The sequence below is a fragment of the Pseudomonas sp. GW822-FHT07A10 genome, from assembly GCF_058798795.1.
On sequence record NZ_JBXAKV010000005.1, the window covers coordinates 210,137 to 229,024 of the forward strand.

The window sequence follows — 18,888 nt, forward strand, 5'->3', positions numbered from 1 at the left end:
TTAACCGCGTGGAGTCGCAGCAGCCAGTTTCACAACCGTACCCGGCGCGACCTTGGCAGGTGCGACTTGGGGCAGGTTGCTGGCTTCCAGCGCTTGTCGTTGTTGAGCGAGAGCCGCGAGGGTTTCCTTGCTGGCCATCGGGATCACTTCAGGGCTGACCGGCGAACCAGGGCGAACCCGTTGCAAACCCTTGACGATGATGGTGTCGTCTTTGTTCAGGCCGCTGCGCACGATGCGCAAACCTTCGATTTTCGGACCCAGCTCGACGGGGCGATAAGCCGTTTTGTTGTCGGCATCCATCACCAGCACGAACTTTTTACCCAGGTCGGTACCGACCGCTTCGTCGTTGATCAACACCGCGGAGTAGGTGCCGCTGCCCACCAGTTTCAGGCGTGCATAAAGACCCGGGGTGTAGCTGCCGTCGCTGTTGTCGAACACCGCACGACCGCGGATGGTGCCGGTCTTCGGGTTGACCTGGTTGTCGACGAAGTTCATCTGGCCCTGGTGCGGGTTACCGTCTTCATTGGACAGGCCCATGTAAACCGGGGTGGTGGCGCCGCGTTGACCCTGGCGGGCGAGCTGGGTGTATTTGAGGAATACACGCTCGTCGGCGTCGAAGTAGGCGTAGACCTTGTCAGTGGACACTACGCTGGTCAGTGCGGTGGTATCGGCGGTCACCAGGTTGCCGGCGGTGATTTCCGCACGGCTGACACGACCGCTGATTGGGGACGTCACGCGGGTGAAGCTCAGGTTCAGTTTGGCCAGATCCAGTTGCGCCTGGAGTGCGCCGACGGCAGCGCGAGCCTCTTGAGCGGCACTGGTGCGCGAGTCGGCGAGTTCGGCGGAAATCGCGTTGCTGGTGCGCAGGCGTTCACCGCGCTGGGCTTCGTTTTCACTGCGGGTAGCCGTGGCGCGAGCTTGCGCCACCAGGGCCTCGAGGCGGCGGACCTCAGCCTGGAACGGACGCGGGTCGATCTGGAACAACAGATCGCCTTTCTTGACCAATGCGCCTTCGGTGAAGGTTACGTCATCGATCTGGCCGGAGACCCGTGGACGAATCTCTACCGTTTCCGGCGCTTCCAGGCGCCCGGTGAATTCGTCCCACTCGTTGACCGGTTGCTCCAGCACCTTGGCCACGCTGACTTTGGCCGCGGGCATGGTGGCGGCAGCGTCCGGAGTCTTGCCGCAGGCGCTCATCACCATCACGGCCAACAGGGCCAAGGGGAAGCGCAAATGTTTGAGTGACTGTTCCATGGATGCATCCGCCAATGTATTGAGATGGGCGGATAATGCTTGGCGGGGCGGTATCAAACGAATCGAACGAGGCAAAGGTAACTATCATTCGGAATGATATAAGCCAGAAGCAAGCCCTCTAGCATGCACCTTTCGTTAGCGGGCTATCAAATGAAATGATGACAATTGTGTGTTGCGTGGAGTGCAAAGGTCTGGCTTGAAGCTGTGTCGCGACCATCGCGAGCAGGCTCGCTCCACAGGAGATTTCATTAACACCACGAATCCCTGTGGGAGCGGGCTTGCCCGCGAAGAGGTCATCAGCCTCGATACAAAATCCGGATCAAGCCAGGCTATCCGGATCCCCAAAGAACATCTGAATCCGCGACCGTAACCACCGCTCACCCGGATCATTATCCTGCGACCCGCGCCAGGCCATGTGCAATTCAAAGCTGCGCACCGGCAACGGCGGATCTTCCGCCCGAACACCACCGGCGGCGGTCAACGCTTCGGCGGTGTAGTCCGGGACGGTGGCCACGATGTCGGTGCCGCTGATCAGTGTGCTCAGCCCGTTGAACTGCGGCACCGCCAACACCACGTGCCGTTTGCGCCCCAGTTTCTCCAGCTCTTCATCTATAAAGCCGCTCAGGTCGCCCGCGAACGAAACCAGCGCGTGGGGGCGGGCGCAGAAGTCATCCAGGCTCAACGGCCCCGGCACGGTGTCGGCCCGCAACAGTTTCGGCATGCTGCGGCGCAATACCTTGCGCTTGGCATTGGCCGGCAGGTCGGCGGTGTAGCTGACGCCAATGGAAATTTCGCCCGAGGCCAACAGGTTCGGCATCAATATGTAGTTGGCCCGACGCACCACCAGCACGATGCCTGGTGCCTCGGCGCGCAGCCGCTTGAGCAGCATCGGCAGCAACGCGAATTCGACATCGTCCGACAGGCCGATGCGGAACACCGCGGTGCTGGTGGCCGGATCGAATTCCGCCGCGCGACTGACTGCGGTGGAAATCGAGTCCAGGGCCGGCGAGAGCAGGGCGAAGATTTCCACCGCTCGGGCGGAAGGTTCCATGCTGCGGCCGGTGCGCACGAACAACGGGTCATCGAACAGCCCGCGCAGGCGCGAGAGCGCCGCACTGATGGCCGGCTGGCCGAGGAACAATTTCTCCGCAGCGCGGGTCACACTGCGCTCGTGCATCAGTGTTTCGAAAACGATCAACAGGTTCAGGTCGACACGACGCAGGTCATTACGATTCATCTGGAGTCCTGGCAGATTCAGCAAACTTGACGTGAGCGACCATATGAGAACAATGGCCGGCGTGAATCTTACGGGGAAAGACTGGTACTCTGCACAGGGTAATTCAGTTTTCCCTGAAAGGCTGCTTCGGTTTTTACGGCATTGGATGATGTCGCCGTCGCTGCGGAATCAATGACAGGCATGTCGACTATTAATAGCCACTGATGGTCTCGGGTAGAAAGCCCAGATAGAGTTCAGGGCATTAGAGGTTACTTTGACGAGGTTTGCGATGTCCCGCACGATCCGTTTTCACAAGTTTGGTCCAGCCGAGGTGCTCAAATGCGAAGAGCATGCGGCCGCTCTGCCTGCACCGGGCGAAGTGCAGGTGCGTGTCGAGGCGATTGGCATCAGCTGGTACGACATTCTCTGGCGCCAGAACCTGGCTTCCTCCCATGCTCGCCTGCCTTCAGGCCTGGGTCATGAAATGGCCGGCGTGGTCACGGCGCTCGGCGAGGGTGTCGATGACCTGGCTGTCGGTGACAAGGTCGCCAGTTTCCCGGCCGAAAGCCCCAACGACTATCCGGTCTACGGCGAACAGATCGTTCTGCCGCGCACGGCGTTGACCCGCTACCCGGATGTGCTCAGTCCGGTCGAAGCCAGCGTGCATTACACGCCGCTACTGGTCGCCTACTTTGGCTACACCGATCTGGCGCGCGTCAAACCCGGGCAATTCGCTCTGGTGACCGACGCCAGTCACTGCGCCGGGCCGTCGTTCGTGCAACTGGGCAAAGCCCTCGGCGTGCGAGTGATCGCTGCGACCAAAACTGCGGATGAGCGTGAATACCTGCTGTCGCTGGGTGCCGAAAAAGTCATCGTCACCGAAGAAGAAGATCTGCTGATGCGGATCAACAAAATTACCGACAACCGTGGCGTCGATGTGGTTTTCGATGGCCTGGGTGGCCCGCAGATGTCGCTGCTCGGCGATGTGCTCGCGCCTCGCGGTAGCCTGGTGCTCTATGGTCTGCAAGGTGGTAACCAGACGCCATTTCCGGCCTGTGCGGCGTTCCAGAAGAACATTCAGTTCTTCGTGCACTGCATCGGCAACTTCACTGGCAAGCCGGAGCTGGGCATCCTCCAGGATCAGGCCGCACTGCAACGGGCCCTGCGCGACATCAACCAGTTGACAGCAGACCATGTGCTGCTGCCGCTCAAGACTCGGGTATTCCCGTTTTCCCAGTTTGTCGAAGCGCACCGCTACATGGACGAATGCCCATGCCGCGAACGGGTCGCCCTTGAGGTCGAACCTGCCTGAGCTTTTCGTACGAGCCTCTTTGTATAAGCCCCTCTGGAAAGGTCCGTGCAAACACGGACTTTTCCGCTGTCAAAACCTCCAAAATGAGACACCCATCGATCCTTCGGTGGGGCGGTTCAGCAACTGAACTGGTTTTTGCTCTCGATCTGTATCTTCTAATCATTATGTAAGCCCTGATAATTGAACGATTATTTCATCTCAAGGAAAGAGTCATGGCTGGGTATCAGGTTGAAACTTTTCAACGCGCATCGGCAATACATGCTCAACAAATAATTCGACGCCGCTCGGCGGCCATACATTTATTGGCAACTTCTTTCTTTATTTCTTGTATTACATGTCTGTGGGATGTTGTCGGAAATTTCCTAGGAAATCGCTCGGGGCCAAAAAGCACCCGTCCTGCCGGGCGTTGCGGCGGTCCAGTCCTGATTGAGGTTCCCGAGACATGCAACCATTTCAAATAATTACACAATGCTTAAGTGCTAGCATTTGATAACAAACCCGGCACCCCATTCATGACAGGCAATCCGTCGCGCAGTGCATGTAATTGTTTGCGTGGCGTTGAACTTATGAGTAACAGGTAAACAATGATGACCCATACCCATGAACAGGCAATGAATTATGTTTATCAACAAGTACTGCAGCGCTTGCTGAGCTTTTTCTCTCGCGCGGAGCGCACGGCATTGCAACTGATGATTCAGCGCCTGGTGGTGTCGGCTGGAGGTATGGAGCGTATCGGCGATTACAAGGTGTTGGCGATCCAGTCCGGGTCCCGTGACAGCTGCTACACACTGGCGCTGCTGCGCGCCGCGCAACTGAGTATCGCCAGTCGGGCACCGGCGACGTTTCAGTTGCGAGTGGCCACTTTGCGCTTGAATGGTACGGCTTCGACAGCACTGGAAAACATCCATCGCAGCAGCAGTGCATTGTTTCTCTACGACGATCCCCGGGTCGAAATGTTGATGGTCGATAATCGTGAGGTCCTGCCGTTCAATCACTTGGCGCCAATCTCCGAAGCCGGCCGTGAGTCGAATCGGCTTAACCTGCTGATGGTCGGGCACCGTCGCGCCTGGAACGGGCCGCTTGAGTTGTGGGACGACGGGTACCTGGCCACGGGTGAGTTTTATGGACAAATTGCCCGCTGGGACAACGGCGTCGATGTCATGATCAGCAGCGATTCCCCCCGTCGGCAGGCGCAGTTTATCGAGGGTTTGAACCGCGCTGCAGCCAAGGCTGGGCTGCACCGACGAGCCGCCATGAAACGGGCTACGAGGGATTGTTCGCGCGGCTCGATGAACTGGGCAGCGACTGCTATCGCGAGTTTTATCCCGACTTTTCTCAGGCTGCGTGGCGTCCTGCCGAGCGCTTTGAGGCCTGCCGTCGCACGACCTTCATGGACATTCACGACATGCTGGTCAGCAATCTGGAAGAGCGCTGGCCGCTGCTCACTGACTTCCTCGGGTTTCAACCTGACGAACTGACGGCTCAGCTCAGTGATAACGACTATGTCAGCCTGTCGATATCCGCGCACCTTCGCGGCTTGCAAGCGCGCTTTGTACACGGTCGCACCTACGAAGAGAGTGTCAGCGAATACCTGCAGCAGGCGTTGGTGATGATGCGCCGTAAACAATTGCCCGAGCGTTTTTGCGAGCAGGCAATGGGGACCTTCGGCAATCTGCTGACCATGGCCGATCAGCGCGGATTGGCGACGGCCGAGGCACAAAGGAACCTCGGTTTGAGTGAAGCCCAACTGGTATGCCTGCTGTTCGCCCCGTTCGTCGATAACGGCGCGGCCCTGGAGCATTTTCTTCGTCAATGCCATCCCGGGATGTTGGTGGCGCTGCCGGAATTGCACCGGGCGATGCAGGGCGGTCCGGCACCCGAGCAGGTTCTGCAGTGGATGGTTGATGTCAGCGGGTTGTCGGTCAGCCTGATCGGTACGCTTTACCGCATGGGGCCGGTGGTTCGGGACGAGGGTAGGGTGCCAGGCACGGAAAGCGGCCACGCGGGCGTGCAAGTCGAAGGCATGGACCCTGAGAATGAAACAGCAGTGACTGGCGAATGGTCGATGGGCCAGTGAACGCTCCTGGTTTGGCGGACGCATCGAGAGTGCGTCATGACGTTCGTAGCGTGTTCGGTCATCACCCATGAAAGGATCACGAGATTCCGATTTCGCGTACCAGGCGGTGTACCGCTACCTGAACAATCTGATCAATGAGCCGGGCAGCGACGTGCGAGTGCGCCTGCCCTCATTGCGGCAGTTGGCGGATCGTTTGAGTGTGTCGATTTCGACCATTCAATACGCCTATTCGCTGCTGGAGAAGGAAGGACGCATCTATTCGGTTGCCAAGTCAGGTTATTACGCACTGCCGGTGCCCTCTATCGGCCTGCCCGGCAGCGGCAAAGACCTGCTCGAAACGGTCTATGTCAACGCCAGGCGCCCCGGCATGCTGGTGTTGAGCGCCGATGAACCGGCGTTGTTACAACCCCTGGACAGCCCGTTGTTGTTGCTGGAGAGAGAATTGCTGCGCCAGTATCCGCGCCAGCCGCAACCGTCTTCACAACCCTGCGGCGAGTTGGAACTGCGCACGGCCCTTGCCGCACGCTACACCACTTCACCGACGCGCTGCTGGCATGCCGATGATGTCTATATCGGCGCAGATATGCGCGGCGTACTTGAAATATTGATCGCCGTTCTTGAGCTCAAAGATTCGGTGGTGGTGGTCGAGTCGCCGTGCGATTGGGTGATTCTGCGCTTGTTCCAGGACGCAGACGTGCAGGTTGTCGAGCTGCCGCTGCAAGCCTGTGGTGGCCTGGATCTCGAACAGCTGAGAGAACTGCTCGAGACCGGGCGGGTGCGACTGATGATGCTTTCATCTGGACTGAACATGCCGCGCGGGAGCGTGGCGCCTGACGACAACCGGCAGTCCACTGCGCAACTGCTGGAACGGCATGGCTGTTGGGTGTTGGAAAACGATTGTTACGGCGAGCTCGAATTCGAACCGAGCGGCTTGCGGTTTCGCGACCTGGTGGACCCTGATCGGCTGATCGTGTTTTCCACTTTCGAGAAAATCATTGGCTCGGAGGCACCCTTTGGTTACCTGCTCTCGCGACAACTGCGTGCCGAACTGCAACGGCACTTTCTGCTGCGGGCATTCCGTTTGTCGCTGATTCGTCAGAAAGCCATCGCACGGCTGTACAGCAACGGACGTATCGATCAACACCTGCTGGTGTTGCGTCGACTGCTCAAGGAGCGCATGGTGCTGATGACCCAACTGCTCCAGGAGCGTCTGCCGGAATCGCTGCATTTCGTCGAGCCCCAGGGCGGGGCGACGGTGTGGATTCGCTCGTTGCGCCAGGTCAATGTACATCGAGTGTTCCAGAGACTGCTCAAGCAGCAAGTGGTCATCGCACCGGGGGAGTTGTTCAGTCTGCAGGGCCTGCACGCGCAACACTTGCGCCTGAGTCATACGTTCGGTGGCGACCACGAGCTCGTCGCTGCACTGGGGCTGCTTGGGGATGCCTTGCGTCTGGAGTCGATCGATTGAGCCGAGGCGCCAGAGCTCCTCGGAACCTGACATTCGATAACGTCGCGCGACAGCCAAACTGTCAGTAAACTGCGTTCCTATCCCGAACTACTCTCTCTCAGAGGTTTTGCATGACACTCAGTCCTTTTGCGGGCAAACTGGCACCGGCAGAACTGTTGGTCGACATCCCGCGACTGGTAACGGCCTATTACACCGGCCAGCCCGATGCAGCCATTTCTACCCAGCGCGTCGCCTTCGGCACGTCCGGACACCGAGGTAGCTCGTTCGACTTGAGTTTCAACGAATGGCACGTCCTGGCCATCAGCCAGGCGATCTGCCTGTACCGCGAAGCCCAGGGCATCGATGGCCCGCTGTTCGTCGGGATCGACACCCACGCGCTGTCCACGCCGGCCGGTGCCAGCGCCCTGGAAGTGCTGGCAGCGAACGGTGTGACGGTGATGATCGCCGAAGGCGACGAGTACACTCCGACGCCGGCCATTTCCCATGCGATTCTTTGCTACAACCGCGGGCGCACTTCAGGCCTGGCGGACGGCATCGTCATCACGCCGTCCCACAACCCGCCGCAAAGCGGTGGCTACAAGTACAACCCAACCAACGGCGGCCCGGCCGATACCCACATCACCAAGTGGATCGAAGCCAAGGCCAACGAGTTGCTGGCAGCCAAACTCGCCGGCGTCAAACGCATCAGCTACGAGCAGGCCCTGAAGGCCAGCACTACCCATCGTCATGATTACCTCAACACCTATGTCGCTGACCTGATCAACGTGATCGACTTCGACGCCATCCGCGATGCGAAGCTGCGTCTGGGTGTCGATCCGCTGGGCGGAGCAGGGGTGCGCTACTGGTCGGCAATTGCCGAGCACTACCGCCTGGACCTGGAAGTGGTAAATAAACAGGTTGATGCAACGTTCCGTTTCATGACCGTTGACTGGGACGGGCAGATCCGCATGGACCCATCTTCCAGCCACGCGATGCAAGGCCTGATCGGCCTGAAAGAGCGTTTCGACGTGGCGTTTGCCTGCGACCCGGATCACGACCGCCATGGCATCGTGACCCCGTCCGGTGGTTTGCTGGCGCCGAACAACTACCTCGCGGTGTCGATCGACTACCTGTTCCAGAACCGTCCACAGTGGCGCGCCGATGCGGCCGTGGGTAAGACCGTGGTCAGCAGCGGCTTGATCGATCGCGTCGCCAAACGTCTGGGCCGTCGTCTGTACGAAGTGCCGGTCGGCTTCAAATGGTTTGCCGACGGTCTGTTTGACGGCTCCCTGGGTTTTGGCGGTGAAGAAAGTGCCGGTGCGTCGTTCCTGCGTAAGGACGGCGGTGTCTGGAGTACCGACAAAGACGGTTTGATTCCGGCGCTGCTGGCCGCTGAAATGACCGCTCGCACGGGCCGTGATCCAAGCCAGGCCTATCGCGCGTTGACCGATGAACTGGGTGAGCCGTTCTCGGTACGCGTTGACGCCAAGGCCAACCCTGAACAGAAAGCTCTGCTGAGCAAATTGTCGCCGGAGCAGGTCACCTCGACTCAACTGGCGGGCGAAGCGATCCAGAGCATCCTCAGCCATGCACCGGGCAACGACCAGGCCATCGGCGGCCTGAAAGTCATGACCGAGAACGGCTGGTTCGCGGCTCGGCCGTCGGGCACCGAGGACATCTACAAGATTTACGCAGAAAGCTTTGTCAGTGACGACCACCTGAAACAACTGGTGGCCGAGGCTCAGACACTGGTAGATGGCGCAATTTCTGCGAAGTGATTGAAGGCCCATCGCGGGCAAGCCCGCTCCCACAAGGATTTGCGCTAAACCTGTGGGAGCGGGCTTGCCCGCGATGGCGTCAGTACAGTCACCAACATTTCAGAAAAAAGGGGCGACCATCAACGGTCGCCCCTTTTTTTGCCGCGCATTTACCGCCTCAAGCCAAATCTACCAAGACGATTTCACTGTCCTCGATCGCAGTCACCCGCAACACTTGCTCATCGGCTATCGCAACCCCGTCTCGAGCTTGTGCGCGCAAGCCATTGACTTCAATCGCTCCTGTCGCTGGCACCAGATAAGCGCGACGGCCACTGTCCAGACGATATTCAGCCGTTTCCCCGGCTTTCAGGTTGGCCGCCACCAGACGTGCATCGGCGCGAATCCGCAGGCTTTGATCGTCGCCGGCCTTGCCACTGGCCAGGGTCACGAAGCCTTCGCGCTGGCCTTTGGGGAAGGGCTTGGCGCCCCACGACGGTGCCAGACCGGTTTCGTTGGGGATGATCCAGATCTGAAAGATCCGGGTCTCGGTCGCTTCCAGGTTGTACTCACTGTGGGCGATCCCGGTGCCGGCGCTCATGACCTGCACATCACCGGCTTCGGTACGGCCCTTGTTGCCCAGGTTGTCCTGGTGGGTAATCGCGCCTTCACGAACGTAGGTGATGATTTCCATGTCCCGGTGCGGGTGTTGCGGGAACCCGGTGCCGGGGGCAATCACGTCATCGTTCCACACCCGCAGGTTGCCCCAGTTCATGCGTTTGGGGTCGTAGTACTCGGCGAACGAAAAGTGGTGGTGAGCATCCAGCCAGCCATGGTGCGCGCCGCCCAGGGAGTTGAAAGGTCTGAGTTCAAGCATGATCGTCTCCTGAAAAAGGTTCGTCATGGGGGCAGAACGTCTGAGCCACAAACGAGAACCGGTGGTTGATGGTCAGTATCATCCATCAGGTACCCATCGATAAAAAGCGTAAAAAATGCCTCAATACCATCGAATTATTTGATACCGAATAATCTCGAATTTTTCTCATCCAGCCTTCACTTCATCGCATAAGCCAATGACCTGTAAGCATTTCACTAGAACTCAACGACAAATGCAGACACCATAGCCCCCGACAGCCTCACACACTGGAGTCCGCCTGCGTGCCGCAACACACACCCGATCTTCCGCCCGAACTTCGTCCCTTGGCCGAGATGCCTTTGCTCAAACGTCTGGCCGCCCGGTTCTTTGGCCACGGCCTGACCCGCTTGCGCGCGCAACACCGTGCGTCCTGGCTGCACGGGCAAGCCGATGGTTTTCGCAGCGGTCACAGCGCCGGTGTGGAATACGGCTATAAGGAAGGCAAGCTCGAGGGTCTGGAAGAAGGCCGGCAAGTGCTGCTGATCCGCGACTCGCGCTCCACCGAGCATCGACCGCCCAACGTCGATGACAACCTGTTCGACGATTGGCGCCTGCCATTGAGCGCCGAGCTGAAGAAGCGCATGAAGGCCGACGTGGCGCGACTGCTGCCTGCGCATGCCCAGCCGAGCGCTGCCCAATGGAAAATGATCTTCAGTGACACACCGTCGACTTCGGTGATCGCCGGCGCGGGCGCGGGCAAGTCGACCACCCTGGTGTTGCGTATCCTGCTGCTCAGCCATTACCTGGGGTTTGAGCTGAGCTCGATGACCGTGGTGACCTTCACCCGCGAGTCGCGCAAGGACTTCATCAATAAGCTGATCGAACTGTTTGCCGTGTGGGGCCGGGCGCTCAGCTTCAAAGAAGCGCGGGACCTGGTGCGTACTTTTCATTCGCGGATCCTGCCAATGGTGCGCAGCCTGCCGGGTTTCGAACGACTGCAAGCCTTCGAAAACCTCAGCTTTCGCGTGCAGGGCAGCGATGAGGAGGTCGACAGCAACCCCTTCGACCTGCGAATCAACGACGCCCAGCGCCAGCAGCTCAACGCCTGCTATCACAGCCTGCATACCCGCGATGAGCGTTTCCGCGAATTGATCAAGCCGTTGTCTTGTCACGCCTTGCAGCTCAAGGAACTGGAGCGCGATCACCCGGACGTGCAAAAGCGCATGGCGGTGACTGAACTGGCGGCAAAGCGCGATGAAGAGCTGTGCGACACCATCGAGGACCTGTGGTTTCGCGCCGGCGCCTGGCCGATCAAGGGCATCGAGCCGAATCGTCAGACCTTCGACATCAACGGTTCGACCTTCCATTGCCACGGTTACATTCCGGCGCTGGATGCCTGGGTGGTGCTGGGTTTCGATCCTCGGGAAAATCCCCAGGTCAGTCGCCCGAATGCCAAGCTGACCGTGCGTGCGGAATGGGCTGTAAAGCGCACCCTGTTTCAAGCTTTCTGTCGTAAGCCATTGATATGGCTCGATAGTTACGAATCTTCAAAACGTGTTTTGGCGTCGCTTGCCGGTGACGCCAGCGCCGGGCCGGGCTTCGATTACAAGGTCAAGGGCGAGCTGGCTTCCGCGCCGTTGCTGGACTGTTTTGTCGCGGCAGCCGGGTTTATCGAAAACCTCGGCCTGGATGTGCCCAATGCCGTGGGCCAGATGAGTTTCGCCAAAGATGACCCGGACCGATTCTTCTTCGAGGCCTTGAGCCTGTTCTGGCGAGCGCTGGAAGATCATCTGCTGAATCAATCGCCACCCGTGATGACCTACAACCGGATGTTTGCCCTGTTCAGCGAGCATTCACCGGAGAATCTCAAGTTGCTCGGCGATGAACTGCTCAGGCCAATGTCGCACTTGATGATCGATGAGTTCCAGGACGTGTCGCCGCAGATCGTTTCCTGGATTCGCGCCAGCCTGGCCGAGATCCGCAGTCGTGGCCCGGCCATGCACGTAGGGCGCGGGGCGCAACGTTCGTCATTGCTGTGTGTGGGGGACGACTGGCAATCGATCTACGGCTGGCGTGGCAGTTCGCCGAGCTACTTCATGGAGTTCAACAAGGAGTTCCCGTCGCCGAGCACGACCAAGGTGATGCTCAGTGACAATTACCGCAGCCATCAGCACATCATCGACGCGGCGGAGCACATCGTCCGTGCGGCACCGGCAATCGCCGGCAAGAAGGCCAAGGCCAGCGGCGAACCCAAGGCGTTGCTGCCGGTGAACGTCCTCGATCGGGATGACCAGGGCATGGCCCAGCGCCTGATCGAGCACTACAGGAAAGGCGATTCAATCTTGATGCTTTATCGAAAAAGTAGCGATAAGTCATTGATAGAAGAGCATATTCAGTCTGTAGTTAATGTGGATTCTAGCTTGCCGTACGACGCGCGACGGCTCAAGCAACTGACCTATCACAGCGCCAAGGGCCTGCAAGCTGATGCGGTATTCCTGCTGGGCGATTGCCAGCATCTGACCAGTTCGCCTTACAAGAACCAGGTCTATCGCATGGCCGGGCTCGGCAAGGCCGGCGACAGCGAGCCCTACGACAGCGCGCAGAAAGACGAGATCCTGCGTCTGGCCTACGTGGGCATCACTCGCGCGGTGAGTCATTGCTACTGGTATGTCGATGGCCAGGATACCCAGGCGGCGAACACGCCCAAGGCCTCCGACCGGATCGGCAAGGGCAAGGCGTTTTTTGCTGATCACCGTCAGGGAAAAGTGCCTGCATGAAACCGGGAACTCTCAGGTAGCGGCGTTCAGGCGACGACGTTACCGACTGGCTACGAAAAGTTGCGGGGCGCGCAATCCCGGCCTATGGTCCAAGCGAGGCTTTGCTGGCGACTGGCGCGCGATGCTCGCCGCGGGTCGCTGTCCATCCAGTGCGGATTCCGCTGCGAGGTGACGACATGCCGAACAACTCCCGTCCCGCCGTGCTCGAACTGATCGGCAATACGCCGCTGGTGCGTGTCAGCCGCTTCGATACCGGCCCATGCACGCTGTTTCTCAAACTCGAATCGCAGAACCCCGGTGGATCGATCAAGGATCGCATCGGCCTGGCGATGATCGACGCCGCCGAGCGCGATGGTCGCCTGCGCCCCGGCGGCACCATCGTCGAGGCCACGGCCGGCAACACCGGCCTGGGGCTGGCACTGGTTGGCCGCGCCAAGGGTTACCGGGTGGTGCTGGTGGTGCCGGACAAAATGTCCACCGAGAAGGTCTTGCACCTCAAGGCGATGGGCGCCGAAGTGCACATCACCCGTTCCGACGTCGGCAAGGGCCATCCCGATTATTACCAGGATGTCGCGGCGCGATTGACGAAGGATATTCCCGACGCGTTCTTCGCCGATCAATTCAACAACCCGGCCAACCCGCTGGCCCACGAGTGCAGCACCGCGCCGGAGATCTGGGCGCAGACTCAGCATGATGTGGATGCCATTGTCGTCGGAGTCGGTTCGGCCGGCACGCTGACCGGGCTGACTCGTTTCTTTCAGCGCGTACAACCGAATCTGGAAATGGTGCTGGCCGACCCGGTCGGCTCGGTGATGGCCGAATACAGCCGCAGCGGCACCCTCGGTACGCCCGGTTCCTGGGCAGTGGAGGGCATCGGCGAGGACTTCATTCCGTCGATTGCCGACCTTTCCAGCGTGCGCAAGGCCTATTCGATCAGCGACGAGGAAAGCTTCGATCATGCCCGCCAACTGCTGCGCGCCGAAGGCATTCTCGGCGGCTCTTCGACTGGCACCTTGCTGGCGGCGGCATTGCGCTATTGCCGCGAGCAAACCGAGCCGAAGCGGGTGGTCAGTTTCGTTTGCGACACCGGCACCCGTTATCTGTCGAAGATCTATAACGACCAGTGGATGAACGATCAGGGCCTGCTTGTGCGCAAACGCTACGGCGATTTGCGTGACCTGATCGCGCGGCGCTTCGAGGATGGCCGGGTGGTCAGCGTGGGGCCGGACGACACCTTGCTCACCGCCTTCCAGCGCATGCGCCTGGCGGATGTGTCGCAACTGCCGGTGCTGGTGGATGGGCAGCGGCTGGTCGGGGTCATCGACGAGTCCGATATTCTGTTTGGCGTGCATGAAGACGCTACGCATTTTCGCATGACCGTGACCAGCGCGATGACCGACAAGCTCGAAACCCTGCCTCCCGGCGCCAGTCTTGCTGAGCTGGAGGCGGTGCTCGACCGTGGGCTGGTGGCGATCATCGCCGACACCTCGGGCTTCCATGGCCTGATTACCCGCGTCGACATGCTCAATCACTTGCGGAGGTCCCTGGCATGAGTCAGCACGATGAAAGCACCGCGCCACGGGGCTTTGCCACCCGTGTGATCCATGCCGGACAAACACCGGACCCGACCACCGGGGCGCTGATGCCGCCGATTTACGCCAACTCCACCTATGCGCAGCAGAGTCCCGGTGTGCACAAGGGCTTCGATTACGGGCGTTCGCACAACCCGACGCGCTTTGCGCTGGAGCGTTGCGTGGCGGACCTTGAGGGCGGCACCCAGGCGTTCGCCTTTGCTTCCGGACTGGCGGCGATCGGCACCGTACTCGAACTACTCGACGCAGGCGCGCACATCGTCTCCGGCAATGATCTGTACGGCGGGACTTTCCGCCTGTTCGAGCGGGTACGCCGGCGCAGCGCCGGGCATCGCTTCAGCTTCGTCGATATGACTGATCTGGCGACCTTCGAAGCCGCGCTGCAGGACGACACGCGGATGGTTTGGGTCGAGACACCGAGCAATCCTTTGTTAAGCCTGACCGACCTCGCCGCCGTCGCGCGGATCTGTCGCGAGCGAGGCATCATCTGCGTGGCGGACAACACCTTCGCCAGCCCGTGGATCCAGCGTCCTCTGGAATTGGGCTTTGATATCGTGCTGCACTCGACGACCAAGTACCTCAATGGTCATTCCGACGTGATCGGCGGCATTGCAGTGGTCGGGCAGAATGCGGAACTGGCCGAGCGCCTGGGCTTTCTGCAGAACGCAGTGGGGGCGATCGCCGGGCCGTTCGACGCGTTCCTCACCTTGCGCGGGGTGAAGACCCTGGCGCTGCGCATGGAACGTCATTGCAGCAACGCGCTGGAGTTGGCGCAATGGCTGGAGCGTCAGCCGCAAGTGGCACGCGTGTATTATCCGGGCCTGCCATCGCACCCGCAGCACGAATTGGCGCGGCGGCAGATGCGCGGGTTCGGCGGGATGATTTCCGTCGAGCTGAACAGCGACCTGACGGGCGCCAGACGTTTTCTCGAGAGTGTGCGGATCTTTGCCTTGGCCGAGAGCCTGGGCGGGGTGGAAAGCCTGATCGAGCACCCGGCGATCATGACTCACGCCACCATTCCCGCAGAAACACGCGCACAGCTAGGTATCAGCGATGCGCTGGTGCGTTTGTCTGTGGGGGTGGAGGATGTCGAAGACCTGCGCGCCGATCTGGCCCAGGCGCTGATGCAAGTTGCGGCGACGCATTCCTTGTAGCAGCTGCCGAGCAGCGCGAGGCTGCGTTCGGCGGCGAAGCCGTCGTAAAATCATAACTCGCGGTGTATCAGGCAGACGGTGTCAACAGGATTCACGACGGCTTCGCCGCCGAACGCAGCCTCGCAGGCTCGACAGCTGCTACAAGCCGATCGGGCTCGACAGCTGCTACAAAAAGCCCGCTAAATCGATAAGCGGGCTTTTTGTCGGGTGTTGGCTGTCAGGCATAACTCCTGAGCGTCTGCGGAGGAATGAACGCTTCCAGCTCATCCTCGACCGCTTCGATAATCCGCTCTACATCGGCGGCATTCATGACCGTTGCACAAGGAATGCCGGCAATGGCGATCATGGTTTCGCCGCTGGCTCGGTCGAATAGACGAGCAACCATGCTGCCCGGTGCATCCATGGTCGCTTCGAAACCCATGGGATGAAAATGCCAGCGCATCAGCTGGCAGGCATTTGGAAAAGTGACCTTGCTGAATGAACCTTGATTCATGTGTTGCCCACCTTCTTCATCGAGCGCTTCCTTTAGCTCATGTTAGGAGGGAAGAGCCTTCAATGGCTCAACCGGTGACTGTCTTTAAAAGTAGCACCCGGATGTGAAAATCATGTGGAATTTTTCAGACCGTTCAGCGATTGGTTCAGTTTTTTTTGATGCAGGTCATGAGATACCGGCATCTCGGCCAAGGGCCAGCATTACCGGGCATCCCATTGGTCATTGAAGCCCGGACAGAACTTCGGCAAGCTCGGTTTTTTCTCGTCGAGTCCTCTATGCACGCCGATGATGATGGTCCGTTGCAAACCCAGGCCACGGGCGACACGGTCATGCGTTACCACCTGCGCTGGAAGCACCGGGATCTGGATGGTGTGATGGCGCTTTATCACCCGGACATTCAGTACAACGACTTTTTCCAGAACCGCGTGATGGGGCTGGATGCGTTGCGCGACTACGTGCGCGACAGCATGCCCCGGGATCCGGATGAGGCGCTGGAGCACTCGGACCGTATTCGACTGGATGGCAACACGGCGTTCATTCAATACCGCATCACCCTTCGCGGCGGTGAAGGGCTGGTGTCGTTTCGGACCAGCGAGGCGATCACCGTACGTGACGGGCTGATCTGGCGGGTCAATGAATACGCCACCCTTGTACATGAACAAACATCCGGCAAAGCCGCCCGCAACCTGCGCCCGGCGGTCAGTCGGCTCGGGTTGTCACCGCGACAGCTGAGTTTCATGGCCGAAGACTTGCAGCAGTATTTCCAGGGACAGCAGCCGTACCTGGATCCCGAACTCGACCTGCAACGGGTGGCGAAGGAGTGCGGTTACAGCCGCAATCAGATTTCCTACCTGTTGAACCAGGTGCTCGGCCAAAGCTTCTACCGTTACGTCAATCAGGCGCGGTTGCAGCATTTGCTCGCGGCACTGGACAGTGCCACTCCACCACTGCGTATCGATGAGCTGGCCTTTGCCGCAGGCTTCAATTCGCTGTCGGCGTTTTACAGCTGTTTCCGCCAGCACACCGGTCTGTCGCCCAAGGCTTACGCCAAACAAATTTCTTTGCGTGCACGCGCGCAAGACAGCCCCTGAACCCACGCACTAGGATCGACGCCATCGAAGTATTGAGTGGCGGAGTCTGGCATGGCAGCGTGGCGCACGATCAGTTTGTGGATGGATCAACTCGACGAGCCGTTACTGGCGCGCCCGGCGCTGGAAAAGGACCTGGACGTCGACGTGGCCATCATCGGCGCCGGGTACACCGGGCTCTGGACCGCGTACTACCTCAAACGCCTGGCGCCGGGACTGAACATCGCCATTGTCGAAGCCCAAACCGCGGGTTTTGGTGCGTCGGGCCGTAACGGCGGCTGGTTGATGGGCAACCTGCTTGGCGAGGATCGCTTGCTCGCCGGTTTACCGGTCGAACAACGTCGCGCCTCTTACGATCTGTTGCACGGCATCCCCGATGAAGTAGAAATCGTCCTCGAACGAGAAGGCATCGACTGTGATTATCGCAAGGGCGGGGCGCTTTACTGTGCGGCCCGTTACCCGGAACAGGAAGCCAGCCTGCGCGATTATCTGGACGCGCTCTACCGCCAAGGGCTGACCGAGGCCGACTACCGCTGGCTCAACCCCGAGCAATTGGCGCAACAGATCAGAATCGCCAAACCTTATGGCGGTATCTATGCACCGCACGTGGCGACCATTCACCCGGCAAAGTTGGTGCGAGGTCTGGCACGGACGGTGGAGCGCATGGGGGTCAACATCTACGAGAACAGCCCGGTCACCCAATGGCAGTCGGGCAGTCTGCGTACAACCAACGCGCAGGTTCGCAGCCGTTGGATCGTGCCGGCGGTAGAAGGTTACGCGGTCACGTTGCCGCCGCTGGGCCGTTATCAATTGCCCGTGCAGAGTTTACTGGTGGCGACCGAACCGCTGTCCGCCGCGACCTGGGACGACATCGGCCTCAGCCATGGTCAGGCGTTCAGCGAAAGCAGCCGCCAGGTGACCTACGGCCAGCGCACGGCCGACAACCGTCTGGTGTTCGGCGCCCGTGGCGGCTATCAGTTTGCTGGCAAGTTGCGCCATGACTTCGAGCTGAGCGCCAGCGAAGTGCAGTTGCGACGCTACCTGTTCGGTGAACTCTTCCCGCAGCTCAAGAACGTGCGAATCACCCACGCCTGGGGCGGAAACCTGGGGATGTCCCGGCGCTTCAAGCCGCACATGCTCTGCGATCAGGCCAGCGGCATCGCCTTGTCGGGCGGTTATGGCGGGGAGGGCGTCGGTGCCAGCAACCTCGGCGGGCGGACGCTGGCCGATCTGATTCTTCAGCGCGATACCGAGTTGGTGCGCCAGCCGTGGGTGATTGCTCAGGGCGGTCTCGACGCGCTCAAGGCGTGGGAGCCGGAGCCCTGCCGCTGGCTGGGCTACAACGCAATCATCCGCAGCTTCGTTCACGAAGACCAGACCCTGGCCAACCCGTCCACCGCGCCCTGGCGTCGCAAACTGGCCGGCCGGGTTGCCGGGTTCATGGAAGGTTTCATGCACTGAATGGCGTTTTCTCAATCGACAGGTACTCCCCCATGCCAATCACTCACTTCAAGAACACCGCAACCCTGAAGCTGGAAGAGTCAACGCCCGTCGCCGTGCCGCTGGGGATGCCCGTGGCGGTGGCCTCGACCACCAGCGTCGAACGCGACGACGGTGTCGAAACCGGCGTCTGGGAATGCACTCCCGGCCGCTGGCGCCGGCAGATCGTTGCCCAGGAATTCTGTCACTTCATCCAGGGTCGCTGCACCTTCACTCCGGATGACGGTGAAACCCTCTACATAGAAGCCGGCGATGCACTGATGTTGCCAGCCAACAGCCTCGGCATCTGGGACATCCAGGAAACCGTGCGCAAGACCTACGTTTTGATTTTTTGATCTCTGATTGCCTGCCAGTTCTCCAATAAAAAG

At 60.0% G+C, this 18,888-nt stretch carries 13 protein-coding genes and 1 pseudogene; 10 read left to right on the top strand and 4 right to left on the bottom strand.

The genetic code is table 11. From position 1 onward, the window contains the following. On the bottom strand, positions 1-1,254 hold the full coding sequence (mexE, locus tag AC1RL4_RS11160; RefSeq protein ID WP_096480171.1) for a multidrug efflux RND transporter periplasmic adaptor subunit MexE: 1,254 nt from the start codon (positions 1,252-1,254) through the stop codon (positions 1-3). A 319-nt stretch (positions 1,255-1,573) separates the two neighbouring features. Then, the gene (locus tag AC1RL4_RS11165) at positions 1,574-2,491 is read right to left on the bottom strand and encodes a LysR family transcriptional regulator (RefSeq protein WP_019649901.1); all 918 of its coding nucleotides are present in this window, start codon (positions 2,489-2,491) and stop codon (positions 1,574-1,576) included. A 268-nt stretch (positions 2,492-2,759) separates the two neighbouring features. Here AC1RL4_RS11165 and AC1RL4_RS11170 point away from each other — a divergent pair, with 268 nt between their 5' ends. From AC1RL4_RS11170 to pgm, 4 genes and pseudogenes are all read left to right on the top strand, one after another. Next, a complete protein-coding gene (locus tag AC1RL4_RS11170; protein ID WP_019579026.1) occupies positions 2,760-3,782 on the top strand; it encodes a zinc-dependent alcohol dehydrogenase family protein in 1,023 nt (340 codons plus the stop codon). 587 nt (positions 3,783-4,369) lie between these two features. Next, positions 4,370-5,859, top strand: a pseudogene (locus tag AC1RL4_RS11175) (hypothetical protein). Positions 5,860-5,926: 67 nt separating this feature from the next. Beyond that, a complete protein-coding gene (locus AC1RL4_RS11180) occupies positions 5,927-7,327 on the top strand; it encodes an aminotransferase-like domain-containing protein (RefSeq protein ID WP_019579024.1) in 1,401 nt (466 codons plus the stop codon). Between the two features lie 110 nt (positions 7,328-7,437). Next, positions 7,438-9,084: a phosphoglucomutase (alpha-D-glucose-1,6-bisphosphate-dependent) gene (gene pgm, locus AC1RL4_RS11185; RefSeq protein WP_230172643.1), complete on the top strand. Its 1,647-nt coding sequence runs from the start codon at positions 7,438-7,440 to the stop codon at positions 9,082-9,084. A gap of 157 nt (positions 9,085-9,241) precedes the next feature. Here pgm and AC1RL4_RS11190 read toward each other — a convergent pair whose 3' ends face one another. Then, positions 9,242-9,937: a pirin family protein gene (locus AC1RL4_RS11190; protein WP_019579022.1), complete on the bottom strand. Its 696-nt coding sequence runs from the start codon at positions 9,935-9,937 to the stop codon at positions 9,242-9,244. 281 nt (positions 9,938-10,218) lie between these two features. On the opposite strand from AC1RL4_RS11190, the gene AC1RL4_RS11195 reads away from it, so the two are divergent. From AC1RL4_RS11195 to AC1RL4_RS11205, 3 genes are all read left to right on the top strand, one after another. Beyond that, positions 10,219-12,693 (top strand): UvrD-helicase domain-containing protein, encoded by a 2,475-nt coding sequence (locus AC1RL4_RS11195; protein WP_230172645.1) that lies wholly within the window; start codon positions 10,219-10,221, stop codon positions 12,691-12,693. Positions 12,694-12,869: 176 nt separating this feature from the next. After that, the gene (locus tag AC1RL4_RS11200) at positions 12,870-14,246 is read left to right on the top strand and encodes a pyridoxal-phosphate dependent enzyme (protein ID WP_493119598.1); all 1,377 of its coding nucleotides are present in this window, start codon (positions 12,870-12,872) and stop codon (positions 14,244-14,246) included. Further along, the gene (locus AC1RL4_RS11205; protein WP_028940547.1) at positions 14,243-15,439 is read left to right on the top strand and encodes a cystathionine gamma-synthase; all 1,197 of its coding nucleotides are present in this window, start codon (positions 14,243-14,245) and stop codon (positions 15,437-15,439) included. The genes AC1RL4_RS11200 and AC1RL4_RS11205 overlap by 4 nt, the downstream gene beginning before the upstream one ends. A gap of 217 nt (positions 15,440-15,656) precedes the next feature. On the opposite strand, the gene AC1RL4_RS11210 is transcribed toward AC1RL4_RS11205, so the two are convergent. Further along, positions 15,657-15,932, bottom strand: coding sequence for a DUF1652 domain-containing protein (locus AC1RL4_RS11210; protein ID WP_018926009.1), 276 nt, complete (start codon positions 15,930-15,932; stop codon positions 15,657-15,659). A 275-nt stretch (positions 15,933-16,207) separates the two neighbouring features. On the opposite strand from AC1RL4_RS11210, the gene AC1RL4_RS11215 reads away from it, so the two are divergent. From AC1RL4_RS11215 to AC1RL4_RS11225, 3 genes are read left to right on the top strand one after another with little or no spacing between them, the layout of a single operon-like run. Then, positions 16,208-17,023: a helix-turn-helix transcriptional regulator gene (locus AC1RL4_RS11215; RefSeq protein WP_230172650.1), complete on the top strand. Its 816-nt coding sequence runs from the start codon at positions 16,208-16,210 to the stop codon at positions 17,021-17,023. 51 nt (positions 17,024-17,074) lie between these two features. Next, positions 17,075-18,481 carry an NAD(P)/FAD-dependent oxidoreductase gene (locus AC1RL4_RS11220; protein WP_019579017.1) on the top strand — a complete coding sequence of 469 codons (1,407 nt, stop codon included), beginning with the start codon at positions 17,075-17,077 and terminating at the stop codon, positions 18,479-18,481. Positions 18,482-18,513: 32 nt separating this feature from the next. Next, on the top strand, positions 18,514-18,855 hold the full coding sequence (locus AC1RL4_RS11225; RefSeq protein WP_019579016.1) for a cupin domain-containing protein: 342 nt from the start codon (positions 18,514-18,516) through the stop codon (positions 18,853-18,855). The last annotated feature ends 33 nt before the right edge of the window (positions 18,856-18,888 follow it).

Bases quoted from the DNA above. Each gene is read 5' to 3' on its own strand.
- mexE (WP_096480171.1), bottom strand. From the start codon at position 1,254: ATGGAACAGTCACTCAAACATTTGCGCTTCCCCTTGGCCCTGTTGGCC.
- AC1RL4_RS11165 (WP_019649901.1), bottom strand. From the start codon at position 2,491: ATGAATCGTAATGACCTGCGTCGTGTCGACCTGAACCTGTTGATCGTT.
- AC1RL4_RS11170 (WP_019579026.1), top strand. From the start codon at position 2,760: ATGTCCCGCACGATCCGTTTTCACAAGTTTGGTCCAGCCGAGGTGCTC.
- AC1RL4_RS11180 (WP_019579024.1), top strand. From the start codon at position 5,927: ATGAAAGGATCACGAGATTCCGATTTCGCGTACCAGGCGGTGTACCGC.
- pgm (WP_230172643.1), top strand. From the start codon at position 7,438: ATGACACTCAGTCCTTTTGCGGGCAAACTGGCACCGGCAGAACTGTTG.
- AC1RL4_RS11190 (WP_019579022.1), bottom strand. From the start codon at position 9,937: ATGCTTGAACTCAGACCTTTCAACTCCCTGGGCGGCGCGCACCATGGC.
- AC1RL4_RS11200 (WP_493119598.1), top strand. From the start codon at position 12,870: ATGCCGAACAACTCCCGTCCCGCCGTGCTCGAACTGATCGGCAATACG.
- AC1RL4_RS11205 (WP_028940547.1), top strand. From the start codon at position 14,243: ATGAGTCAGCACGATGAAAGCACCGCGCCACGGGGCTTTGCCACCCGT.
- AC1RL4_RS11210 (WP_018926009.1), bottom strand. From the start codon at position 15,932: ATGAATCAAGGTTCATTCAGCAAGGTCACTTTTCCAAATGCCTGCCAG.
- AC1RL4_RS11215 (WP_230172650.1), top strand. From the start codon at position 16,208: ATGCACGCCGATGATGATGGTCCGTTGCAAACCCAGGCCACGGGCGAC.
- AC1RL4_RS11220 (WP_019579017.1), top strand. From the start codon at position 17,075: ATGGCAGCGTGGCGCACGATCAGTTTGTGGATGGATCAACTCGACGAG.
- AC1RL4_RS11225 (WP_019579016.1), top strand. From the start codon at position 18,514: ATGCCAATCACTCACTTCAAGAACACCGCAACCCTGAAGCTGGAAGAG.